The 22,423-nt window shown below is 61.1% G+C and carries 19 protein-coding genes and 2 pseudogenes; 13 read left to right on the top strand and 8 right to left on the bottom strand.

Annotation, left to right across the window (positions count from 1 at the left end; translation table 11 throughout):
• Window positions 1–228 precede the first annotated feature (228 nt).
• From AC0C6X_RS17150 to AC0C6X_RS17135, 4 genes are all read left to right on the top strand, one after another.
• Entirely contained in the window at window positions 229–909 is a 681-nt protein-coding gene (locus AC0C6X_RS17150; RefSeq protein ID WP_173518254.1) for a sugar transferase, read from the top strand.
• 73 nt (window positions 910–982) lie between these two features.
• Window positions 983–2,254 carry a polysaccharide biosynthesis/export family protein gene (locus tag AC0C6X_RS17145; RefSeq protein ID WP_247960439.1) on the top strand — a complete coding sequence of 424 codons (1,272 nt, stop codon included), beginning with the start codon at window positions 983–985 and terminating at the stop codon, window positions 2,252–2,254.
• Between the two features lie 8 nt (window positions 2,255–2,262).
• Window positions 2,263–3,546, top strand: coding sequence for an O-antigen ligase family protein (locus AC0C6X_RS17140; protein ID WP_472954219.1), 1,284 nt, complete (start codon window positions 2,263–2,265; stop codon window positions 3,544–3,546).
• Window positions 3,546–4,574, top strand: a complete 1,029-nt coding sequence (locus AC0C6X_RS17135) for an acyltransferase family protein (RefSeq protein ID WP_247960437.1) — start codon at window positions 3,546–3,548, stop codon at window positions 4,572–4,574. The genes AC0C6X_RS17140 and AC0C6X_RS17135 overlap by 1 nt, the downstream gene beginning before the upstream one ends.
• 55 nt (window positions 4,575–4,629) lie before the next feature.
• Here AC0C6X_RS17135 and galE read toward each other — a convergent pair whose 3' ends face one another.
• Window positions 4,630–5,616 (bottom strand): UDP-glucose 4-epimerase GalE, encoded by a 987-nt coding sequence (gene galE, locus AC0C6X_RS17130; protein ID WP_173518257.1) that lies wholly within the window; start codon window positions 5,614–5,616, stop codon window positions 4,630–4,632.
• A 335-nt stretch (window positions 5,617–5,951) separates the two neighbouring features.
• Between galE and AC0C6X_RS17125 the strand changes: the two genes are divergently transcribed.
• The 7 genes from AC0C6X_RS17125 (at window position 5,952) to AC0C6X_RS17095 (ending at window position 13,480) form a co-directional block, all read left to right on the top strand.
• Window positions 5,952–7,592 (top strand): TIGR04028 family ABC transporter substrate-binding protein, encoded by a 1,641-nt coding sequence (locus AC0C6X_RS17125; RefSeq protein ID WP_472954218.1) that lies wholly within the window; start codon window positions 5,952–5,954, stop codon window positions 7,590–7,592.
• A 66-nt stretch (window positions 7,593–7,658) separates the two neighbouring features.
• Window positions 7,659–8,603, top strand: coding sequence for an ABC transporter permease (locus AC0C6X_RS17120; RefSeq protein ID WP_472954215.1), 945 nt, complete (start codon window positions 7,659–7,661; stop codon window positions 8,601–8,603).
• Window positions 8,600–9,484, top strand: a complete 885-nt coding sequence (locus AC0C6X_RS17115) for an ABC transporter permease (RefSeq protein WP_173518260.1) — start codon at window positions 8,600–8,602, stop codon at window positions 9,482–9,484. The genes AC0C6X_RS17120 and AC0C6X_RS17115 overlap by 4 nt, the downstream gene beginning before the upstream one ends.
• Window positions 9,481–11,124, top strand: a complete 1,644-nt coding sequence (locus tag AC0C6X_RS17110) for a dipeptide ABC transporter ATP-binding protein (protein WP_472954214.1) — start codon at window positions 9,481–9,483, stop codon at window positions 11,122–11,124. Before AC0C6X_RS17115 ends, AC0C6X_RS17110 begins: the two co-directional genes overlap by 4 nt.
• A gap of 29 nt (window positions 11,125–11,153) precedes the next feature.
• Entirely contained in the window at window positions 11,154–12,200 is a 1,047-nt protein-coding gene (locus AC0C6X_RS17105; protein ID WP_472954212.1) for a putative FMN-dependent luciferase-like monooxygenase, read from the top strand.
• A 37-nt stretch (window positions 12,201–12,237) separates the two neighbouring features.
• Entirely contained in the window at window positions 12,238–12,855 is a 618-nt protein-coding gene (locus AC0C6X_RS17100; protein ID WP_472954211.1) for a CMD domain protein, read from the top strand.
• A gap of 22 nt (window positions 12,856–12,877) precedes the next feature.
• Window positions 12,878–13,480: an alkylhydroperoxidase domain protein gene (locus AC0C6X_RS17095; protein WP_472954209.1), complete on the top strand. Its 603-nt coding sequence runs from the start codon at window positions 12,878–12,880 to the stop codon at window positions 13,478–13,480.
• A gap of 563 nt (window positions 13,481–14,043) precedes the next feature.
• Here AC0C6X_RS17095 and AC0C6X_RS17090 read toward each other — a convergent pair.
• The 3 genes from AC0C6X_RS17090 to AC0C6X_RS17080 all read right to left on the bottom strand — a co-directional run bounded on the left by AC0C6X_RS17090 (window position 14,044) and on the right by AC0C6X_RS17080 (window position 16,579).
• A complete protein-coding gene (locus AC0C6X_RS17090; protein ID WP_173518265.1) occupies window positions 14,044–14,268 on the bottom strand; it encodes a hypothetical protein in 225 nt (74 codons plus the stop codon).
• Between the two features lie 318 nt (window positions 14,269–14,586).
• Window positions 14,587–14,997: a DUF983 domain-containing protein gene (locus AC0C6X_RS17085; RefSeq protein ID WP_173518266.1), complete on the bottom strand. Its 411-nt coding sequence runs from the start codon at window positions 14,995–14,997 to the stop codon at window positions 14,587–14,589.
• Window positions 14,998–15,181: 184 nt separating this feature from the next.
• The gene (locus tag AC0C6X_RS17080) at window positions 15,182–16,579 is read right to left on the bottom strand and encodes an aminotransferase-like domain-containing protein (protein ID WP_472954206.1); all 1,398 of its coding nucleotides are present in this window, start codon (window positions 16,577–16,579) and stop codon (window positions 15,182–15,184) included.
• Window positions 16,580–16,881: 302 nt separating this feature from the next.
• Between AC0C6X_RS17080 and AC0C6X_RS17075 the strand changes: the two genes are divergently transcribed.
• Window positions 16,882–18,594 (top strand): flagellin N-terminal helical domain-containing protein, encoded by a 1,713-nt coding sequence (locus AC0C6X_RS17075; RefSeq protein ID WP_472954204.1) that lies wholly within the window; start codon window positions 16,882–16,884, stop codon window positions 18,592–18,594.
• A 416-nt stretch (window positions 18,595–19,010) separates the two neighbouring features.
• Window positions 19,011–19,679: a pentapeptide repeat-containing protein gene (locus tag AC0C6X_RS17070; RefSeq protein ID WP_173520087.1), complete on the top strand. Its 669-nt coding sequence runs from the start codon at window positions 19,011–19,013 to the stop codon at window positions 19,677–19,679.
• Between the two features lie 359 nt (window positions 19,680–20,038).
• On the opposite strand, the pseudogene AC0C6X_RS17065 reads toward AC0C6X_RS17070, so the two are convergent.
• The 4 genes and pseudogenes from AC0C6X_RS17065 to AC0C6X_RS17050 form a co-directional block, all read right to left on the bottom strand.
• Window positions 20,039–20,839, bottom strand: a pseudogene (locus tag AC0C6X_RS17065) (transposase); the annotation flags it as partial.
• 140 nt (window positions 20,840–20,979) lie between these two features.
• A pseudogene (locus tag AC0C6X_RS17060) lies at window positions 20,980–21,199 on the bottom strand (HipA N-terminal domain-containing protein); the annotation flags it as partial.
• Window positions 21,196–21,426 (bottom strand): helix-turn-helix transcriptional regulator, encoded by a 231-nt coding sequence (locus AC0C6X_RS17055; protein WP_472954202.1) that lies wholly within the window; start codon window positions 21,424–21,426, stop codon window positions 21,196–21,198. The gene AC0C6X_RS17055 and the pseudogene AC0C6X_RS17060, both read right to left, overlap by 4 nt.
• A gap of 374 nt (window positions 21,427–21,800) precedes the next feature.
• Window positions 21,801–22,376 carry a nucleoside 2-deoxyribosyltransferase gene (locus tag AC0C6X_RS17050; protein WP_247960425.1) on the bottom strand — a complete coding sequence of 192 codons (576 nt, stop codon included), beginning with the start codon at window positions 22,374–22,376 and terminating at the stop codon, window positions 21,801–21,803.
• Window positions 22,377–22,423: the final 47 nt, after the last annotated feature.

The following is a 22,423-nucleotide window of genomic DNA, read 5'->3' as shown; positions in this document are numbered from 1 at the left end:
ATACACGAAAGCGCCGAACGTAAGACTTCATCGTCTGACAATATATCGCCTTGCCGGATGGAAATATTATATATTCGAAATCAGTGATATTCGTCGTTTGGGCGCCTTTCGGGCACCCGCCATTATTTTGCCTTCAAAAGACAAATTCTCACCACACACTCTTCCTTGAATAATGAGTGCTCCCTTTCGGGGGACCGACCATTCGCCAACGTAAATGGAGTCATCTCTATGAAGTCTGCGACTCGATCGGCCAATTCGCCGTTTTTCAGTGCCGCAGAGACTGCGGCGCTCAAGCCCGTGGGTGGTATTTCGAAGCGTGGCTTCGATATTTTTGCCGCTTCACTGGCGCTCGTCTTTCTGAGCCCGCTCTTTTTGATGCTGGTTGCGCTCGTCAAGTTCTCTGACGGCGGCAGCGTCTTCTATGGCCATCGCCGTATCGGTCACAACGGGAAGCCTTTCCGTTGTCTGAAGTTCCGCACGATGCGGGCGGACGGCGACCGGATTCTGCAAGAGTATCTTAGAAACAATCCAGCCGCTTACGAGGAGTGGCGTGCGACACGCAAACTGCAGGATGACCCCCGGGTCACCGTCGTCGGCAGCGTGCTGCGCAAGCTGAGCCTCGACGAACTGCCACAGCTCATCAACATCCTGCGCGGTGAAATGAGCATCGTCGGCCCCCGGCCGGTGGTGCAGGATGAGCTGGAGCTCTATGACAGTGCTGCCGTCTACTACCTGCAATCGCGTCCCGGTCTGACCGGCCTGTGGCAGATCAGCGGGCGCAACGACGTATCCTACGCGGCTCGCGTCGCGTTCGACACCCACTATGTCCAGAACTGGTCCTTGCTCAGCGACTTCTCCATCGTCGTGAAGACCATTCCAGCCGTTTGCTTCTCGCGCGGCAGCTACTGACGATCAGCGCTTTGACTCCCGCCCGACCAACAAGGTCGGCCGCGGGATCGGCGTCTTTTAACGGGAAGCTCATATGAACAAGCATGCTCCGTCAGGGAAGTCCCGGATTTCCCGCAAGGTGTCTCGTTTCCTTCACCACACGGTCCTGGCCGGCGCTTTGGTCCTCGGGGCCGCTCAGGTCCGAGCCGAGGACTATCAACTTGGCACCATGGACAAGCTCAAAATCCGCGTAGCCGAGTGGCAGACCGCTGAAGGCGCTGTGCGCGACTGGTCCGTCATCACCGGTGAATATACCGTCGGGCCGTCCGGTGCACTGTCGTTGCCGTTCATCGGCGATCTGCCGGCGGCCGGCAAGACGACCGCCGAGGTCGGTGAAGCGATCGGCGAGAAAATGCAGACCCTGTTTGGTCTGCGCGATCGCCCGTCCGCCTCCGTCGAACTCGCACAATACCGCCCGCTCTATCTATCGGGCGAAGTCGAAAAGCCAGGCGAATATCCCTACGCACCCAATCTGACGGTGCTGAAAGCGATAAGCCTCGGCGGCGGATTGCGTCGCTCCGAAAGCGGCCAACGTTTCGCCCGCGACTACATCAACGCTCATGGCGAATCGAGCGTGCAGACAGCGGAACGCAACAGGCTGCTGATCCGCCGCGCCCGGCTTCAGGCGGAGATTGCCGACAAGCAGGACATCGAGTTGCCGAAGGACCTCCAGGGCGTACCGGGCATCGACAAGCTTCTTGCGAACGAGACGGCTCTGATGGCCTCGCGCGACCGGAAGCAGAAGCTGCAATTGAAATCACTCGCCGACCTGAAGTCATTGCTGGAAAGCGAAATCCAGTCGCTGACAAAGAAGTCGGAAACTCAAAACCGCCAGATGGAGCTGGTGGTGGAAGATCGCGAGAAGGTCGAGAGCCTGGCCGAAAAGGGGCTGGCGCTCAGCCAGCGCAAGCTGTCACTGGAGCAGCGGGTGGCGGAACTGCAGGCGGCCTTGCTCGACATCGACACGGCCTCGCTCAAGGCGAAGCAGGATGCCAGCAAGGCGGCACAGGACGAGACCAATCTTCGCAACGACTGGGACGCGCAGTTGGCGCAGGATCTTCAGAACACCGAAGCCGAGCTCGAAACGCTGCAGCTCAAGCTCGGCACCAGCCGCGACCTGATGGCCGAAGCACTGTTGCAGTCGGCAGAAGCGGCTCAATCGAAGGACAATACGGAAGATGCCGTCATCGCCTATTCGATCATCCGCGAGCGTGACGGCAAGCCGACCGAGATCCCTGCCGATGAAAACACCGCGGTGTTGCCCGGTGACGTGATCAAGGTTCAAGCCAACCTCGCGACACAGTAGGATCGGCCGTGAGAATTGCGAAGTCGAGCTTGATATCGCCTGACCGCAACGGCGCCTATGGCACCGTTGCGGTCGCGCTGTCGTTTTTCGTCTTCGCCTATTCGTCACGCTTCGGGCAGGCGTCGATCCTGCTCTATTACGGGCTTTGGCTGCCGCTGGTGCTTGTCGATTACCGTCGCGTGCTCGGCAACTACGGCAGGCGTCTCTGGATCCTCGGCTTTGCCGTCTTTGCCTGCCTGTCGGTCTTCTGGTCGGCAGCACCTGCGATGACGGCACGCACCGGCATCCAATATCTCTCGCATGTCGTTTGCGCCCTGATCGCCATGAGGCTCATCGACATCAGAACGCTGACGCGCGGCGCGATTGCGGGGACCGGGATCGTACTCGTCTATTCCCTGCTTTTTGGCGTCTACCATCTGGACCCGCTCGACGGCACATACAGCTTCGTCGGCGCCTTCGCTTCGAAGAACCAGCTGGGCTTCTACGCCTCGCTCGGCATCTATTTCGCTTTCATTGCGCCGGTCGCCCTTGGGGAACGACGCCTGTGGCTCTTCGCATCCGCCGCAGTCGGACTGCTTGCGGCCTATTCGTTGCTCGCTTCGCAATCGGCCACATCCGTCTTGACCACCGCCGTGATTATCGGGCTCTGGCTTGGCATGCGCGTCGTCGGGTTGCTCTCGCCCGGCCACCGCAAGGGTCTGTTTCTTGCTGCCGTCATCTGCAGCGCGTTGGTTGCCGTCGCGGGCATCTACGGCGGCGGCGTCGATCTGGTGCTCGGCCTCTTCGGCAAGGATTCGACGCTGACCGGGCGCACCTATCTGTGGCAGCAGGGCATTGAAGCAGCCATGGCCTCGCCTTTGGTGGGCGTTGGCTACCAGGCCTATTGGGTACAGGGCTTCTCGGAGGCGGAACGCCTTTGGGAGGAGTTCTACATCGCGACGCGCGCGGGCTTCCACTTCCACAACACCTTCATCGAGGCGATCGTGGAAACCGGTGCCATCGGGCTTGTCCTCTTGTCAGGCATTCTGCTGACGACCGTCCTCGGCCACATCAAGCGCCTCTTGACGCTAGACCAGGATACCCAGTCCTCGGTGCTCTTCGGTATCGCCATGTTGCTGCTGGTACGCTCGTTCGTCGAGATCGACATCATGAACCCGTATCACGTCGGCTCGTTCCTGCTCTATTTCGCCGCCGGCAAACTGACCTTGCCGCTCACCCGACCGGAAGTGCGCCCGGCTGAGGTCCGCAGCGCGCGGATCGCACCGCATGGCATGCCGCAGTTGAGGTACTGATGGATCGGACCACGGGGGGCGTGAAGGCCACAATCTACGGCATCCAGTATCTGCGCGCCTTTGCGGCGCTCGGCGTCGTCCTCTTTCATGCGGCCGAGCGCACGGGGCATCATTTCGCGATCGGCGCTGCCGGCGTCGATATCTTCTTCGTCATCAGCGGCTTCATCATGTGGGTGATCAGCGAGCGCCGGCCGATGTCGCCGTTCTCCTTCCTGCGAGACCGCGTGCAAAGGATCGCGCCGGTCTATTGGCTGGCGACGATGGTGATGGTCCTTGGCGGCCTTGTCGGGCTTTTTCCCAATCTTGTTCTGAGCCCAGCTCACGTGATGGCGTCGCTGCTGTTCGTGCCGATGCCATCCCCGAGCACCGGCGAGGTCTGGCCGGTTCTCGTCCAGGGATGGACGCTGAACTACGAGATGTTCTTCTACGCCCTCTTCGCCTTGACCCTGCTTGTGCCGCGGTCGCGCCGACTGCTGGCGATCACCGCCTGCTTCCTGCTGCTGGTGGGCCTGGGCTATGCCATCGACAGCGACAACGCATTGTTCGTCGCCTACACGCGGCCGATCATTCTCGAATTCGTGGCCGGCATGATCATAGCCGAGCTTTGGCTGCGGGGCAGGGTACCGGGAAGCAATGTCGTCGGATGGGCCTTCGTCGCAGCCGCTATTTCGGGTTTTTCGGCGCTGGCCGTGTTTCGTCTGCCCTTCGACGAACTCGTCCTTGGCCCCTTGGCCGTCATGCTCGTCGTCGGCACATTGGCGCTCGAAGGCCGTGGCTGGTTTCGCGGGCGCGGGATGCCGATGCTTCTCGGCGACGCGTCCTATTCCATCTATCTCTGGCATACCTTCGCCATATCGGTTGTGGTGAAGGTCTGTGCCCGGGCAGGTGTGGACCTGGCGCTATCGGCGTTCCTCGCCGTCCTGGCGGGAACGGCATTGGGCGTCGCTGCCTATATTCTCTTCGAAAAACCGCTGACGCGGCGTTTGCGCTCGCGGATCGTGTCGAAGCCATCGCAGCAGGTGGTGTAGCTTACGGTTCTCGTCGGCGCGGCGCACGAATCGCCGCACCGACGTCAGCACGTCATCAGGCGCCCTGGTTGCGACGCGAATGCCAGTTCCATGCGGTGCGGGTGATGTCCGACAGATCGTATCGCGGGACCCAGCCGAGAATGTCGCGTGCCTTGTCGTTGTTGGCGACCAGTGTCGTGGAATCGCCTTCGCGACGCTCGACCAGATCGATATTGAACGCGCGGCCGGAGACGTCGGCGATCGCCGTCAAAAGCTCCTTGACGGTCGTGCCCGTACCCGTGCCGAGATTGAGTTCGACGCTGTCGCCGCCGGAAAGCAGGTACTCGACGGCGCGCACATGCGCGTCGGCCAGATCGAGCACATGGATATAGTCGCGGACACAGGTGCCATCGCGGGTGTCGTAGTCCGTGCCGAAGATCTTGAAGCTTTGGCGGCGGCCAAGGGCAGCGTCGATCGCAAGCGGGATCGCATGCGTCTCGGGCTCGTGCCACTCGCCGATGCGACCTTCCGGATCGGCGCCGGCGGCGTTGAAGTAGCGCAGGATCACCGAACGAAGGCCCTTGTACTGGCCATAGTCCTTCAGCGCCTGCTCGCACACCCACTTTGTCCGGCCATAGGGGTTGATCGGCGCCTGCCGGTGCTGCTCGTCGATCGGAACGCTTTCCGGCAGGCCATAGGTTGCGCAGGTCGATGAGAAGACGAAGGCTTCGACGCCGGCGGCGAGCGCGGCCGAAAGCAGCGTCAAGGTGCCAATGACGTTGTTGTCGTAGAAGGAGACCGGGTCCTTGACCGATTCACCAACCTCGATCATCGCGGCGAAATGCAGGATCGCGCGCGGCTTGTGACGGGCAAGCACCTCGTCGAGCCGCTGGCGATCGCGGATATCACCCTTTTCGAGAACGCCCCATTTGACGAATTCCTCGTGACCATTCGACAGGTTGTCGTAGACGACCGGTTCGAATCCCTTGTTGGCAAGTTCGAGGCAGGTGTGCGAGCCGATATAGCCGGCACCGCCGACGACGAGGACTTTGTTGCTTTCCATGATGCTTTTCGATCCCTGGGAGGTTCAAAGGAATTGCCGAGATTTTTCAACGGATAATGACAGGCTTGTCAATGCCGGCTGCAATCAAGCACGCGTCCATGTCGCGTGTGTGGCGGTTAGGCTGAGCGGCGGCTTTTCCACAAGGACAAGCCACTCAATGCCATGTCGAGGTCGGCGCGAAAATCCGCTCCGGGGACAATTATCTCAGCCTGGCCCATGAGCGAGATGCTTCTTTCCCATCCGCCAAAACATATAGCATATTAATTTACTAGATTTAATTGATAATGACGCCGACAGTCGTACCATTGCCTTCGGATTTTTGAAGGAAGGCTCTCATGACGACGAAACTGAAACGGTTAGCGCTTACCCTGGCGATGCTTGCAGCAACCAGCCTGGCCCACCCGGGTGCCCGGGCCGAAGGCACGGCGGAGCCGGCCAAGGGCGGAACACTGATCTATCTGGAGCAGCAGGCCCATACCAATCTCTATCCCCCCGCAGGCGGCTTCTATCCGAACGGCGGTATCCTCAATCAGATCACCGACAAGCTGACCTATCAGAACCCGAAGACGCTCGAGATCGAGCCGTGGATTGCCGAATCCTGGACGGTCAACGCGGATGCAACCGAATACACGTTCAAGATCCGCCCCGGCGTCACCTTCTCTGATGGCACGCCGCTTGACGCTGCAGCCGTCGCCAAGAACTACGACGTTTTCGGCCTCGGCAACAAAGCGCTGAAGCACCCGGTCTCCGAGGTCATCAACAACTATGAACGCAGCGAAGTCGTCGACCCGCTGACGGTGAAATTCTACTTCAAGAAGCCGTCACCCGGTTTCCTGCAGGGAACATCGGTGATCGGCTCCGGTCTCGTGGCGGCAAGCACTCTCGCATTGCCCTTCGAAGAACTCGGCGACGCGACTAAGATCATCGGCTCCGGTCCCTTCGTGGTCGAGAGCGAGACGATCGGCAAGGAACTAAAACTCAAGGCCCGCGAGGAGTACAATTGGGGGCCGGTGAAGCTCGAGCACCAGGGGCGAGCCTATCTCGATGGCATCACCTACATCATCACCGGCGAGGACAGTGTCCGCATCGGTGCGCTGCTTGCAGGCCAGGCCGACTTCATCCGCCAGGTCCAGGCCTATGACGAGGGTCAGGTCGAGGCACAGGACTACCAGATCTATGCACCATCGACACGCGGCGTGAACAACAGCGTCGTTTTCCGGCCGGACAATCCACTGGTGGCCGACGTCAAGGTGCGCCAGGCGCTGTTGCATGCGACCGACACCAAGGAAATCGTCACGACGCTGTTTTCGGCCAACTATCCGCAGGCGACATCGATCATCGCGTCCTCCGCCCTTGGCTACAAGGATATCTCGGCAAAGCTTGCTTTTGATCCCGAGAAGGCCAAGGCGCTGCTTGACGAGGCCGGCTGGTTGGTCGGTTCCAATGGCCTGCGCCAGAAGGACGGCAAGGAACTGGTTCTGACGGCCTATGAATCTCTGCCGCAGCCGCAGAACAAGGAAACGCTGCAACTGGTTGCCCAGCAATGGGGCAAGGTGGGCGTGAAGCTCAACGTGCTTGCCGGCGACAGCGGCAGCAAGACGGTCGACGATCTCGATCCCCTGAAGACGCCGGTCTCGCCGGCCATGGTCGGCCGCGCCGACCCCGATGTGATCAAGAGCCAATACTATCCAAAGAACCGTGACGTGCTGCGCCAGAAGGGCGGTCTCAGCGACAAGGTCCAGAGCTTCGTCGACGACAAGCTGAACGGCCTGCTCGAGGCGCTGGCCTCCGAACCGAACCGCGAAAAGCGCCTGGCGATTGCTGGCGAGATCCAGGACTACGTCGTCGACCAGGCCTATGCGATCCCGATCTTCGAGGAGCCGCAGGCTTATGCCGGTGCACCATATGTCCAGGGCGTCGCCTTCGAGGCCGTCGGTCGCCCAAGCTTCTACAGCACCTGGCTCCCCGAGCACTGATCGAGCCGCGGCCACCGCGCTCGCGGTGGCCGCCACTCCTGAAATCTGCGTCCAGAGGAACGGATCATGTCCGCCTTTTTGCTCAATCGTGTTGGACAGGCGCTGCTCGTCCTGTGGGCCGCCTTCACGATCTCCTTCGTGTTGCTGCAGGCGATGCCCGGCGACGCAATCCTCATCAAGTTCCAGAACCCCGATCTCGGGCTGACCGCTCAACAGGTTGCCGAGATCCGGGCATCTTACGCTGCCGATAGCCCCGTTTTCGTCCAGTACGCACACACGATCGGCAAATTCCTGACCGGCAACTTCGGCTACTCCGTTCAGGCCGGTGTCCCGGTGAGCAGTCTTCTTTCAGCTCATCTGCCGGCGACGTTGAAGCTCGCCACGCTTGGCTTCCTCCTTGCCTCAGTGCTGGCGATCCTCATCGCCTTCCTTTCCAGCCTGACGCCGTTCGCCTCGCTGCGCGGCGCGCTGCAATCGGTTCCTTCACTCTTCATTTCGATCCCCACTTTCTGGCTGGGGATCATGCTGATCCAGATCTTTTCCTTTCGCCTGAAGCTCGTTCCGGTCATCAACCCGGGCCCATGGCAGGAATTGATCCTGCCAGTCATCACGCTGGCGGTGCCCATCTCCGCACCGCTCGCCCAGGTGCTCGTGCGCCACATCGACGACGTGATGACGCGACCCTTCGTCGGCGTTGCGCGCGCCAAAGGCGCCAACCGCCAGTGGATACTCTGGCGGCACGTCGCGAAGAATGCACTCCTCCCGACACTGACCATCGCCGGCGTGCTCTTCGGCGAACTGATCGCCGGAGCCGTCGTGACGGAAACCGTCTTCGGGCTCAACGGCATCGGTGGTTTGACCGAACGCGCCGTCGGCAGCCAGGACGCCGCCGTTCTTCAGGCCATCGTCGTGCTCTCGGCGCTCGCCTTCGTGATCATCAATCTCATCGTGGACCTGCTTTTCCCTGTGCTCGATCCGCGCCTGAGAACAAAAATCGGAGCCGCCGCATGACCACTTTCGATACACTTCACGAGGAGACCGCCGCGGATGCGAGGCGGCAGCGCCAAGGACAGCGCTCTCGCGCGGCCTCGACGCTGCGGCGCGTGCCTCCGGGACTGGCCTTGTCCTGGCTTATCCTGGCGACGGTTTTCCTCTGGGCGGTCGCCCCCTCGCTCTTCACAGGCTACGATCCGCTCGAGGGCGTGGGTGGCGCGCAGTTGAAGCGCCCGACCGCAGAGCATCTGCTGGGGACCGATGCACTTGGGCGCGACCTGTACGCCCGCATCATCCATGGTGCCGTGCATTCGCTGACCGGCGCCTTCGTCGCGGTTGGCCTCGGCCTTATCGTCGGCACCGGGCTCGGCGTCGTCGCCGGCTCCGTCCGGCGTCGTTTTGACGATGCGATCATGCGCCTCGTCGACGTTTTCCTGTCCATTCCGCCACTGCTGCTTTCACTCAGCATCATTATCCTGCTTGGCTTCGGCACGGTGAATGCGGCCATTGCCGTCGGCGTTACCTCGGTCGCTGGCTTCGCCAGATTGGCGCGAGCGGAAGTCGTACGCGTGCGCCGCAGCGACTATGTCGAGGCCGCCTTCGGCAGCGGCGGTACCTTTGTATCGGTGCTTTGGCGGCACATTCTTCCGAACTCGCTGACATCGGTTCTTGCCTTCGCATCGCTGCAATTCGGCTCGGCGGTCCTGCAAATCTCGACCCTCGGCTTTCTCGGCTATGGCGCGCCACCGCCGACGCCCGAATGGGGGCTGCTGATCGCAGAAGGACGCAATTACATCTCGACGGCCTGGTGGCTGACGACGGCTCCCGGCGTCGTGGTCGTTCTCGTCGTATTGGCCGCCAACCGGGTCAGCCAATCCTTTGGAAGGGCCGCAGCATGACCGTAATTCCCAAACAAGTGCCGCCCGTTCTCGAAGTCGAGGGGCTCTGCCTCGCCTATGATGATGGGACTGCGCCGCGCCGCGTCGTCCAAGATGTTTCCTTCCGCATCAATCCTGGCGAAGTCGTTGCTCTTGTCGGTGAATCCGGCTCGGGCAAGACGACCACGGCGCAGTCGATCATCGGTCTGCTCGCCGCCAACGGCCGCGTGGAGCGCGGCAGCATCAAGCTCAACGGGACCGACATTGCCCGGTGGACCGACCGGCAACTGGAGACGGTGCGTGGTGCCAGGATCAGCCTGGTGCCGCAGGACCCGGGAAACTCTCTCAATCCGGTCAAGACCATCGGGGCGCAGATCGGTGAGATCTTCCGGATTCACGGGGCGCTGCACCCGGACGAAATCGACCACCGCGTCATCTCGCTGCTCGAGCGCGTAGGGCTGAGCGAGCCGGAACTGAGAGCACGGCAGTACCCGCACGAGCTATCGGGCGGCATGCGTCAGCGCGTACTGATCGCGATCGCCGTCGCCCTGAAACCGCAATTGATCATCGCTGACGAGCCGACGAGTGCGCTCGACGTCACGGTGCAGAAACGCATTCTCGATCTCATCGATGAATTGCGAGCCGAGTACGGCACCGCCGTGCTCCTCGTGACCCACGATCTCGGCGTGGCTGCCGACCGCGCTGACCGGATTGTCGTCCTCCAGAACGGCCGAATTCAAGAGCAGGGCGCGGCCAGCGCCGTTCTTGCGGCTCCGCGCAGCCCTTACACACGAGAACTGCTTGCGGCTGCACCGTCCTTTGCGCGGCCGGTGTCCAGGCCGCAATCGGAAGTGCGTTCAAGCCCACCAGGCGTTGAGGACGATATTGTCGTCGTGGACGGTCTTGTTCGCGAATTTGCCGGCGCGGGCAGCAGCCGGTTTCGCGCAGTCGACGAGCTGAGCTTTCGCGTCCGCCGCGGGTCGACCCATGCGATCGTCGGAGAATCCGGCTCGGGAAAGACGACGACCATCCGCAGTATCGTTGGCTTCGACAAACCGACTGCGGGCCGGATCGTTATCGACGGGACAGATCTCTCGTGCCTTGCTGGAGAGGATCTCCGGCAGTTTCGACGCAGGATCCAGCTCGTCTACCAGAACCCCTACGGATCGCTGGATCCGCGCCAGAGCATCCTGCAAATCGTAACGGAGCCACTGCTCAATTTCGGCAGGCTCAAGCGCGTCGATCGCGAGGCGAAGGCGTGGGCGATCCTCACCCGGGTCGGGTTGCCCGAAGACGTGTTTGCACGGCGACCGCACGCGCTTTCCGGCGGTCAACGTCAGCGGGTCGCGATCGCCAGGGCGCTTGTGCTCGATCCTCAGGTGCTGGTGCTGGACGAGGCCGTGTCCGCACTGGATGTGAGCGTCCAGGCGCGTATTCTCGCGCTTCTCCAGGAACTGCAGAGCGATCTCGGCCTCACCTACGTTTTCGTCTCCCACGACCTCGCCGTCGTGCGCCAGATATCCGACACCGTTTCCGTCCTGAGGGATGGCCGCCTCGTCGACGGTGGCACGGTTTCGGAAGTCTTCGAACACCCCAGAAGCGCGTACACGCGCGAACTGATCAACGCCATTCCCGGGCAAAGCCGCCGGGCCGCTGCCTGAGGCAGCGGGAACGACAGACAGGACAGATCATGACAGAGACGACCCCACGCAAGCGCCTTGGCTTTTTCACGCGCCTGCTCGACGATGTTCCCGCCGGCACACGCTATTATTACGCCAAGGAGCAGATCGTCGCGGCCGAGCGCTTTGGCTTCGATACGGCCTGGGTGGCGCAGCATCACTTTCATGCTGATGAGGGCGGCCTGCCCGCGCCCCTTGTTTTCCTCGCTCATGTGGCTGCCGAGACGACGCGCATCCGCCTCGGCACGGGCGTCATCACCTTGCCGCTCGAAAACCCGATCCGGGTGGCGGAAGACGCAGCGGTTTTCGATCTGCTCTCCGGCGGCCGGCTGGAGGTCGGCTTCGGCACAGGCGGAACGCCATCATCCTTCACTGCCTTCGGCCTTGAAAGCGCGGAGCGTGGTGTGGTCTTTGGCCGGCATCTGCAAACCGTGCTCGATGCCTGGGCCGGCCGAGCGCTCGCCGGCGGCGATCGTCTCTATCCCGCGGCACCGCAACTGCTCGATCGTATCTGGCAGGCAAGCTTCTCGGTCGCCGGCGGTGAGCGCGCCGGTCGCGCTGGCGACGGCCTGATGCTTTCACGCACGCAGCCGCGACCGCACGACAACCCGAGTGCCACATTGGCGGAACTGCAGAACCCGATCATTGACGCCTATCTGCATGCGCTTCCCGCCGGTCGCGCGCCGCGCATTCTCGGTTCCCGCAGCCTTTTTGTCGCCGATAGCCGCGCCGAAGCGCTGCGGCTGGCGGAGATTGGACTGAACCGCGGTGCAGAACGCCTGATTGCCGCCGGCCACAAGGTTGCCGGCAACTCCCTTGCCGATCTGATCGCCGCCTTCGACGTACATGTCGGATCGGTGGACGATGTCATCGAAAGCCTCAGCCGCGACGAAACCCTGGAGCGCGTGCCCGACCTCGTGTTCCAGGTTCACTCGGTCGATCCACCGCACCCGTTGATCCTGCGCTCGATCGAACTGATCGCGACGAAGGTTGCACCGGCGCTCGGGTGGTCGCCGCAGGAGAAGTTCCATGCGCGCCGTTTCGGGGCCGTCGGTTGAGACCAAACGCCGATTTCACCCTTAGAGGAGACCAAGCATGACCCAAGTGTCACCAGACGTCATCGATCTGCTCGCCGGCATCACGCCGGGATCGAGCCTCGACCGCATCCGCGCCCAACGGCCAGAAACGCGAGAACAGGCGCAGCAAAGCTATCTCGCGCTGTTTCGACCCAAGGCATTTGGCGAGGTCTCCCTGGCGGAGCGGCAGGCGATTGCGAGCTTCATCGCCGGACTTCACCGTCAGCCGGATATCTATGAATTCTACGTCAATCCGCTCGAGGAAAGCGGTACGGACCGCTGGCTTGTCGAGGTCTTGAAGGCAGAGATCGGGGCGGGGCGGGCGATAGGCCCCTACGGCGATTATCCCGCGGGTCCGTTGAGCGTCGAAAACAGGGCTGGGCTGCTTTACCGCGTCACGGACACAAACCGCGACGTGCTCGGCGAAAGGCTCTCAGCCGCGTTGGAGCATGCCCATCTGCTCGTCTTCCGCCCGCGCGAGGCCAGCCCGCAAGCGTTGCAGGCGCTGCTCGATGCCGGCTGGACGACGGATGGCATCGTCACGTTGTCGCAACTCATCTCGTTCGTCGCGTTCCAGGTTCGCGTGATCGTCGGGCTCAGCCTGCTGTCTGCCGCTTCGAAGCGTGCCGCCGCATAAGTCATCGAGAGGAACCGCAACAATGACGGAACGTGCCATCATCCCAGACGTAACAAATCCTCCTGGAACCTTCACTCAGGCCGAGATCGGCTGGACACCCTGGCTCCAGCCTTTGGCGGAAGACGATCTGACCGAACGACATCTCCTTGGGCTCGTCGAAGCGGCGCGCGCAAAGTCTCCCTATTTTCGGCTGCTGGTGCGCGATCCGGAGGTGCTGGAGGCACGCACGAAGACGGACAAGGACATCTTCTACAACACCCGCACAGGCCTGCCGCGTGCCGAGCGCGAACTCGCGGCCACGGCTGCCTCGCGCTCGAATGGCTGCGTCTTCTGCGCATCCGTCCATTCACGCTTCGCATCTCACCATTCGAAACGCGGCGACGACGTGCAAAAGCTGCTGGATGAGGGCGTCGGTGCCGAACTTGGCGAACGCTGGAATGCGATCGTTGCCGCCTCAGTCGCGCTGACTGCGACGCCGCCCGCCTTCGGCGACGAGCACGTCGCACGGCTGACTGCGGCGGGCCTTGATGAGTTGGAAATCGCCGATGTGATCCACGGCGCTGCCTTCTTCAACTGGGCGAACCGCCTGATGCTCTCGCTGGGCGAGCCGACTCCTGCGAACTGATTAACGTCGGGTCTGCGGGCTCTAGGCTGAGAATAGCTGCCCAAGGGTTAACCTGACCGCCGGCCCTACGCGGGCGAAGTTTTGCAGGGTCAGATCAGACCTGACAGGGCGGCCGCCCAACCATGTAGAGATGGTGGGCGGCCGCGACATGAGCACTCTATTGAGCGGGTGTCGTGGTAGAAGGCTGGGTAGTAGAGGGTTGTGTGGTTGAAGGCGCCGTTGTCGACGGCTCGGTCGTGGAAGGCGTCGCCGTAGACGGCTGGGTCGTGGACGGTTCGGTGGTCGACGGGGCCGTTGTCGAGGGGGTACCTGTCGACGGTTGAGAGGTCGTCGGCTCAGTCGTGGTCGCCGGCGGTGTCGCAGTCTCCGTGGTCGTTTCCTTCTTCGGCACTAGAAGGACGACGAGGATGATAACCACTACGGCAAGAATTATTCCGAGGACAGTATTTCGGCTCATGCTTCACTCCTCTTGGATGCATCGACTCGGAAATTGTACCACGGCATCCCGAACCGGAGATGAACAGGCTATCAAGGCTTGGGGCTATCGCCGCGACCGGCCACCTTCATTGTGTAATGGAGAAATTTGGCGCATCACCACCTTCGCCGTGCGCTAGGAATTGCACCAGAGCGGAGAGGAGCCGTTCCGCTGTTGCGCGATCGAGCATGACTTCAACGACTTCCTCTTGCTCGGCCACTAACTGAAGACGACCGAGCAGCGGGTCAGTAGAAATCACGCCGATGTCATCACCTTGGTATTCCGCCTCCAATGTCGACCAGTTGCTTTCCATCGCCCCGTCCTCGTTTGTGAATTAGCAGAAGACGATAAACGAGTCCGGTTCGCAAAGCGAAGGAAACCAGCATGCAGGTCCAATCATGCAAGCCCAAGGAGCGAACTCTTTACTTCGTCAAAGCGGTTAGGAAGCCGCGATTCATGGGCAGGCCAACCATATCACCAAAGTCGAGGCTGACGCGATTTGCGATCGCGTGCCGCGTCGCCTCCGAGGCAACTTTCACATCTGACGCCTGAAAAGGCGTACCATAACTGAGTCGCCGCGCTATCGGCGACCGGTCGCATGTCTCCGCGGAACGGCGCAGTTCAGCCAGATCTACCGCGTCGTCGGGACGCGCGAATCTGCACTGCGCCTGACGACCTTGCCCTCCTCAGCCTTGTAGAAGAACTGACTTGAGACGAGCCAGCCCTTCAAGGGCCGAAGCGGTGGAATACATGTCAGCAGCATGAACGGGCCGGTGACCAGCAAGTGAACCCAGAGCGGCGCGCTGTACTGAACTTCGAGCCAGACGCCAAGAAGCACGCTTGGCACGCAGGCAAAGCAGATGACGAAGAAGGCAGGCCCGTCGGCTGGGTCGGCGAAGGAATAGTCGAGGCCGCAGACTTCGCATTCCTTGCGCATCTTAAGGAAACCCTCGAAGAGGTGCCCCTGTCCGCAGCGCGGGCAACGGCCGCGCAGGCCGGTCTGCATGGGCGGGATAGGCGGCCAATCGTGATCCGAAGACATCGTCGTTCCTTTCAGGCGTCTTGTCCGGCGCATTCCTAATGTTGCGCCGATGTTGCCCGGGTATGCGGCCCGCCATTCCAGGCGCCGCCTCAGGTCCAGGGGATTAAGCGCCTGAAAGCATACATTGTCAATTTATTGTATGCATACATTGCTGCGACAATTCCGCCCGCCATTAGGGCTCTCGTTAGACCACGAGGCTGGATGCCGCCGGGGATTGGCCGAGGAGATCGGCGATGATCAGCAGACTGCGGCGCAGCTCCTCTTGTGTTGCAGGTGCGCCAAGCCCCAAGCGCACGGCCTCCGGGGGCGGGCAGAGGGAAAAGGCGTCGCTCGGAACGACTGCAATTCCCGCAGCCTGCAGCCGCCCGCTGAACTCGCCGCGTGTCCACGGTTGCGGCAGGCGCAACCAGACGTGAAAAGCACTTGGATCGGTGACGGCCGTGCCCTTGGGGAGGACGTTTTCGACGATCTGTTGCCGATCGGCCGTTTCGCGACGGATCGCGGCGAGGACGGCTTCGGCCGTTCCATCCTCGATCCAGCGGGTCGCGATCGCTGCCGTGAGCGGTGAAGCGAGACCGGCAGTCGCCCTGATCGCGCCCTCGATTCGGACCGAGCTGCGGCTGTCCGGAACGGCGAGATAGGCAACGCGGAGCGCTGGCGAAAGGCATTTCGCGAGACCTCCGATGTAGTAGACGAAATCGGGTGCCAGAGCGGCAAGTGCGGGCGGCGGCGCGACGGGCAGGGCGCCGTAGGCATCATCCTCAATGATCGGCACCCCATGCCGTCTGGCGATGGCAACGATCGCTTCACGGCGCTCCAGCGGGAGCGTGGCGGTTGTCGGATTGTGAAGTGTCGGATTGCAATAGAGTGCCTTTAATGTTCGCGTTGAACATAGCTCATCAAAGGCTTCTGGTATAAGGCCTTTCTCGTCGATGGCGATCCCCAGCAGCGTGAGGCCGAGATGGGCGGCCAAGGCCCGGAGGCCGGGGTAGGCAATGGCCTCGGCACATATGGTGTCGCCTGGCTTTGCCAAGCTGGTGAGCGTTGCAAGCAGCGCGCCTTGTGCACCGGGGCAGATCAGCACGCGCTCGACCGGCACCTCGCCGAGGCGCGGTCTCAGCCAGGCGGCGCCGGCGGCTCTGTTGTGCGCAGTGCCGGCCGGCGCCTGGTAGCGCATCAGGAGGTCGAGTCCGTGCTCGGCCTGAAGTGAGGCCATGTCGTCCCAGAGCTTTGCAGCAAGCGCTTGATCGTCAAACAACGGCGGCAGGTTCATGCTCATGTCGACGATACCGCTCGTCGCCGGACGGGCGTTCGTGGCGCGCCGTGCCTTGACATAGGTGCCCTGGCCCACGCGACCTTCCACCAGGCCACGATGCCTCGCTTCGTTGTAGGCGCGGCTGACGGTGGTAAAATCGATCCCAAGGGCCTCGGCGAGCACGCGTTGCGGCGGCAGGCGGATGCCGTCGACAAGGCGGCCATCAGCGATATCCGCCGCAATTGCATCCGCGATCGCGAGGTAGAGAGGTCCGTCTGCCTTACGAATGGTGGGGCGCCACGAGATCTGCAGGCGTTCGTCGTTCATCACTATCATATCCGGCCTTTATGATTGTATGGATATTGCATGTTTTTGCGTGGCGGGCAAGTGACCCGACCGGCTGCTGAACGAGGTAACACGCCAAAGCCCGCCAGCAGGACGCCGAGGACGCGATCCAGAGCCGCAGTCGGAACAGGCGGACACGCAGCCGGCCAGACAACGCTACATTTCTGGGTAGCACGTAGCGCTGGTGCGTTTGCAAAAGTAGTAGCTCCTTAACCAAATTTGTGGTTGAGTGAACGCATCGACTCGCCCATGAAGGGCAAAAATCTCTAATCGACGGCTCTGTAATGTCCAGCATTCATACGAACGCGGCAGCGATGTCCGCCGTCCATATTTTGAGAAATACCGCTGTTACGCTTGCTGCCAATCATGATGAAGTGAGTTCCGGACTTCGTATACAAACCGCGGCAGATGACGCTGCGTACTGGTCTATCTCCACGACGATGCGTTCAGATCGCAAGGCGATCTCGGCCGTTGCTGACGCTCTCGGTCTGGGGACAGCGAAGGTCGGTGTCGCCTACGAGGGGACCGAATCGATCGTTGAGATTTTGACTGCATTCAAGACAAGGGTCATCGCCGCAAAAGAGCCTGGCGTTGACAAAACCAAGATCCAGAAGGAACTCGGCCAACTCAATGCTCAAGCGGAGAGCGTCATTGCCTCGTCCAGCTTCAACGGCGTGAACTGGCTGCGTACAGGCGCCTCGACCCACCTCATGCAAACCGCTGAATTGACCGCTTCGATCGTCTCGTCCTTCGTCAGAGCGGCGGACGGATCGGTGGCAGTGAACACGACGGATCTCAATCTCAAACTGACGAGCATGCTCAATGCTGGTGGCGGCGGCATCTTGCAGAAGGAAATAGGCGGTGTGGGAGACATTGGCGGTTTCCGGAGAACGGGCATCAATTCGACCGCTCATCAGGGTCACGAGAACCATGCCTTCACGGGGCCGGCGACATTCGGGCCGACTGACTATATCGAGTTCGATCTTACGGTCGATGCGGGTACGCACTCCGCGGGCCAGGTTTTTGCGGGCTTGCGGATCGACAAAGCCGTGATCGACGCGGCGCTCGCCGCAACCGACGGCAAAATCAACACGGCGTCTCAACTGCGTGCTGTCCTGCAGCGAGTCTTTCAGGACAACTCGGTTCCCGCTACCGCCTATGAAACATTGTTCAGCGGATCCTCCTCATCAAGTCAATTCGAGATCGGCTCGCTCGAGACGTCCGGGGAACCAGGCTCCAGCATCGATATTTCCAACGTGGTGTCCGACTTCAACGGTGTTCACCCCGCAGGGTTTGCGCTGGGCCTGGAGGACGCACCAATAAACAATCACGATAATATGTATCCCCAGGCGAGCATCGGGTTTACCAAACCGTTTACGGTCTCGCCAACGGCGGCAATCTATTTTGATGTCAAGGTCGGCCCCGGCGCTTTACAGACCTACACGATAGATCGGGCGACGGTCGATGCTGCACTCGGCACAAGCGACGGCACGGTCGGCGACGCAACCGCGCTTGCGACGGTTATCGCATTTGCCTCGGCAGGAAGCGGGCTGGCCGTCACAGCGTCCGGCACGTCTCTCACGTTTTCCGCGGATCAGGCAATCTACCCCGAGGCTGGTAATCGCGCTGCGAGGGTCACGGTCGAAAACGTACGATCTACGCCACGCTGGACGCTCGACTTCGACCTTGCCGAGATTGACGTAACCGGCGCGGACTTTACTGTCGACGAATACATCGAGGGTATCGAATACATGTTGAAGGGCGCGATTTCGAGTGCGAGCTTGCTTGGCTCTCTGCAAATGCGCATCGACCTGCAATCCGACTTCACCAGTACTCTGATGGAGAGCATCGAAAAGGGCATCGGGCGCCTCGTCGACGCAGATATGAATGAAGCATCGGCTCGCCTCAAAGCCGCTCAAGCACAGCAGCAACTAGCAATACAGTCCCTGCAGATTGCCAATACAAACGCCGCTGGTGTGCTCTCATTGTTCCGATAGATTGGGGTACCGTTTCAGGCCGCACGCTCGGGCGACGCTCCCACAGTTTCGAGTACGTCTACATCAGCCTTCGGGCCGCCATTGCCGCCGAGCCCCCGTACGCCAAATTGCCTGACTGGCTGTTGGCGATTGTCATCTGAAACCAAGCCGTTTTCATTTCTGTTATTTGCATAAAGGGCAGCAACGTCATACGTTTGCCAGCGAAGCACGCACAACTGGCGATCCGATCGTCCGAAGGGTGTGTGTGCCATCTGAAATACAATCGACTCGACCCCGCGGGTCCCCGGAGCGGCGCCATGACTATCCTCAAAACCGATCTCGACCACGGGTGCCGCGCGGAGCGCCGAACCATGGGGCCGCGCCTGGACGCGCTGAAAATCGCGGCGCGCGCAGTGAAAAACCTGCTGGCACCGGCGATGACCGCCTGCCTTGTTACCCTTGCGGCGCCGGCCGTGGGCCACGCCGCCAGTTGCAAGGACGCGGCAGCACCCGGAGCGGACTGGACCGATTGCAACAAGAAGGCGCTCATGCTTGGCGGGAGCGATCTGCAAGGCGCCAATCTGGTCAATACGGATTTCACCCTGACCGATCTGCGCGCTGCCAATCTGACAGGCGCCAATCTGGAAAAGGCAACGCTGGTGCGCTCATCGGTAGCGGGCGCTCTGGCCGAGGGCGCGAATTTTTCGAGGATCGAAGCCTATCGCTGCAATTTCGCGGGTATCGCCGCTGAAAAAGCGTCCTTCGTCAATTCGGAACTGCAGCGTGCCAATTTCACCGGCGCTCGGCTGACGGGAGCGAGTTTCGAGAAAGCCGAACTCGGGCGCGCCAATTTCGATAAGGCGGAACTGACCGGAACCCGTTTCACACACGCCAACCTGTCGCGCGCCACCTTTACCAATTCGAGCTTTAAAGGCCCGCTCGACTTTCATGGCGCCTTCATGTTCCTGACGCGCATCGAGGGCGTAAACCTCTCCGAGGCGACCGGACTTGAACAGGAGCAGATCGACCTGACCTGTGGCGACAGCTCGACCAAGTTGCCGCCCGGCTTGAGCACGCCGGCGGCCTGGCCCTGCGCTTCCGACTAGGGATACTTCGCTATCCTCCGAACACTGGCGTGGTTGCAGCGACCATCCGCAGACGAGCCACGGCATCTCGATCTGGCGTACGGGAGGCCAGCCCTTTTTGTGCCAGATCCCGACGTGGAAGACCGTGGCTGATTCATCAATGCTTGGGGCGGCAGTGCTTATGGCGCAGATGGCGGGTACGGATACTGCCGAAATGTTGGATGTAACAAGCGGCGAATCTGATCGCGGAATTCGGGATAGTACGGAAATATGGCCTTTTAGGATTGCCTTCCGCGGCTCGGCTAAATCGACAACCCGACGAGTTTGGCGCGACCCTCGATCAAGTCCGCAAAGTGATTTGCGGAATTCCTAAGAAACATTCAGCCGGATGTTGGCGCCGGCTGTAGGGCACACCCAAACGACTTTGCTCTTCGCTCGAGATTGGTGAGGACGCGTCGACGGTAATTCTCCTCGTAGCGGGAGGGTCCCGGATCGCTGTATTCCATACCGTGCCGCAGGGTATTGTAGAACAAGACGGCGATTTTGCGGGCCGTGGCAGTCACGGCCTTGGCCTTGCCGACGCGAGCCGACAGACGCCGATAGAATGCCCCCAACGCGGTCTGAGTGCGCCCAACCGCAACCGCGGCAGGTCGCAGTAGCGCCGCGGCCCGGCTATCAGATCGTCGGGTCCGTGATGACAACACTTTGCCGCCGGAGATTTTGTTGCTTGGTGAGAGGCACAGCCAGGAGGTGAAGTGCTTGGCACTCGGCCAGGCCGAGAGGTTGGTCCCGCACTCTCCGACCAATTTGAGCGTCAGATAAGGCCCGAGCCCGTGAATCTGGGTGACATCGCAGCCGAGCAAGCCGTACAGGGCGGCGCGAACGTCGAAGGCTGGGTCATTGGATTGCTTCTGCGTTGTCCGTCCGGTCTGCGGTTTGCCTACAGCGGTGGACGAGGCCCTCCGCAGCCGTTTCAACGCAGCCTCGATGCGCGCGTCGCAGAGCGCCACTTTGGCTTGGTAGACGTCGTAGAACTCCAGGGCCTGGGTCAGGGCAAAGATGTGCTCTTCGCGATCATTGCCGACGAGCGCTTGACGGATCGTCTCTGCGGACGCATGGCAGCGTGGGTCACGGTAGGACGCCAGAACCATCGGATCGCGCTCACCGGCGACAATCGCACTATTTACGGTTTCCCCGGACCGCTAATGACACTTTCACCGGATTCCTATTGACACTTTCCCCGGACCGCTATCGACACTTTCACCGCAACTCTATTACAACTTTCCCCATATCGCCTTGCTGAGAACATGAAGTGACAAGCCAGGCGCTGGCATTCTTCGGGCAGCAGGCCGCCAAAAAATGGTCTGCATTCACGACGGGAAAAACGTGCCGGGCGCTTCGGGAGGGAGGCTGAAAGCGGAAGTGTGCTTTCATCGTCAAGCCAAGCTTCAGCGTAGGCGAAGCCGATATCGCCGTGCCGATCCTGGGTGAATTGCCCGGCTTCGACTATCCCACCAGACGTTGAGAACCCTTGCCGTCATTGTCTGCATTCACCAGGAGCCAGAATATCGACCGAACAGCCGAGCGTTTGCAGAACCTGCAACACTTTTCCTATCTGAGCTGTCGGCTTGCCGGCCTCGAGATCGACAATGAACCGGAGCCCGACGCCAGCAACCCCGGCAAGTTCATCCTGCCGCAACTTTTGCTCCTTGCGTGCACTTCGGACCAAGGTGCCGATATCAGATGGAGTTTTAACGCGCTTTGCCATCATTATTTTCCCGCTCGGGAAAATAGCAAAATATTGGGTGGTCCGTCGAGAATAGTATTCCCGATCGGGAAAAATAACGCGGACAGGGATATCTTCCGCAGATAACTTCCCGATCGGCGAATTTTATAGGAGATTGTCTCGACCCGGCCAATCGTTTGATGCGCATAAGCGAATGGAGAGGATTGAACCAGTCTTTGATGCCTCTTTGATACCGAAGGGATTGAGAACTACAAGCTGGCGACCGAGCGATCGGCGACAGCTGTGGATCACGGCACGTTTCGCCCTTGATGTCGAGGGCGGCGACCGGTCCGTCAAGGTCAATGACTTCTCCGGCTTCGGCAGGCCCTTGCCGGACGACAGGATTGATCGTAAGTCTATCTGAGGTGCCGCCTTGCGGCGATGGCCAGGCATTGCTTGAAAGCCTCGAGATCGGTAAGGCGATCGGCCTCCGGTACTTCCCGCTTGATCAGCACTCCCTCCCGGCGAAGGATGCCGCCGTCCAGCATGAGATTGTCGGCCATGTCGAAATCTTCGATGCTGAGGCCGTCGGAGCCGGCCATGCGTCCGTCAGGGCGCAGCGCAGCGTTACCCTGGTAATGATCGTTCAAGATACGTTCGTAATAGCTGCGCGAAGTGTTGGTATAGGCGTAGACATGCTTGCCACGGCCACACATGAAGCCGAGCTCGAACACCGTGCCGACATCGGCACTGATGCCGCGAAACGGTGTAAGGTTGGCGATGATCATTTCGGATGCCAGCATCATGCCCTCATCGACGGCATAGATCGCCAGACCGCGTTCATGCTTGGTGGGGGCCGGTGGGATTTCAAGGTCGCCCGGCACCAGAGGCGTGAAGCCGGCCGCACGCGCCAGCGCCGCTTTCTCCTTCTGGACCTCGACCGCATTGGACAGAAAAACTTCCGGGCCAGCGAGATAGACTTTCACGCGCAAACCTCCTCACGTCTCAGGCGGCCAATCTAGGGGAGCAACGCCGCCGC

It is taken from the genome of Ensifer sp. VA4, assembly GCF_055710065.1.
The sequence above is the reverse complement of the archived record's forward strand: the minus strand, read 5'-3'. Positions and strand labels throughout refer to the sequence as shown.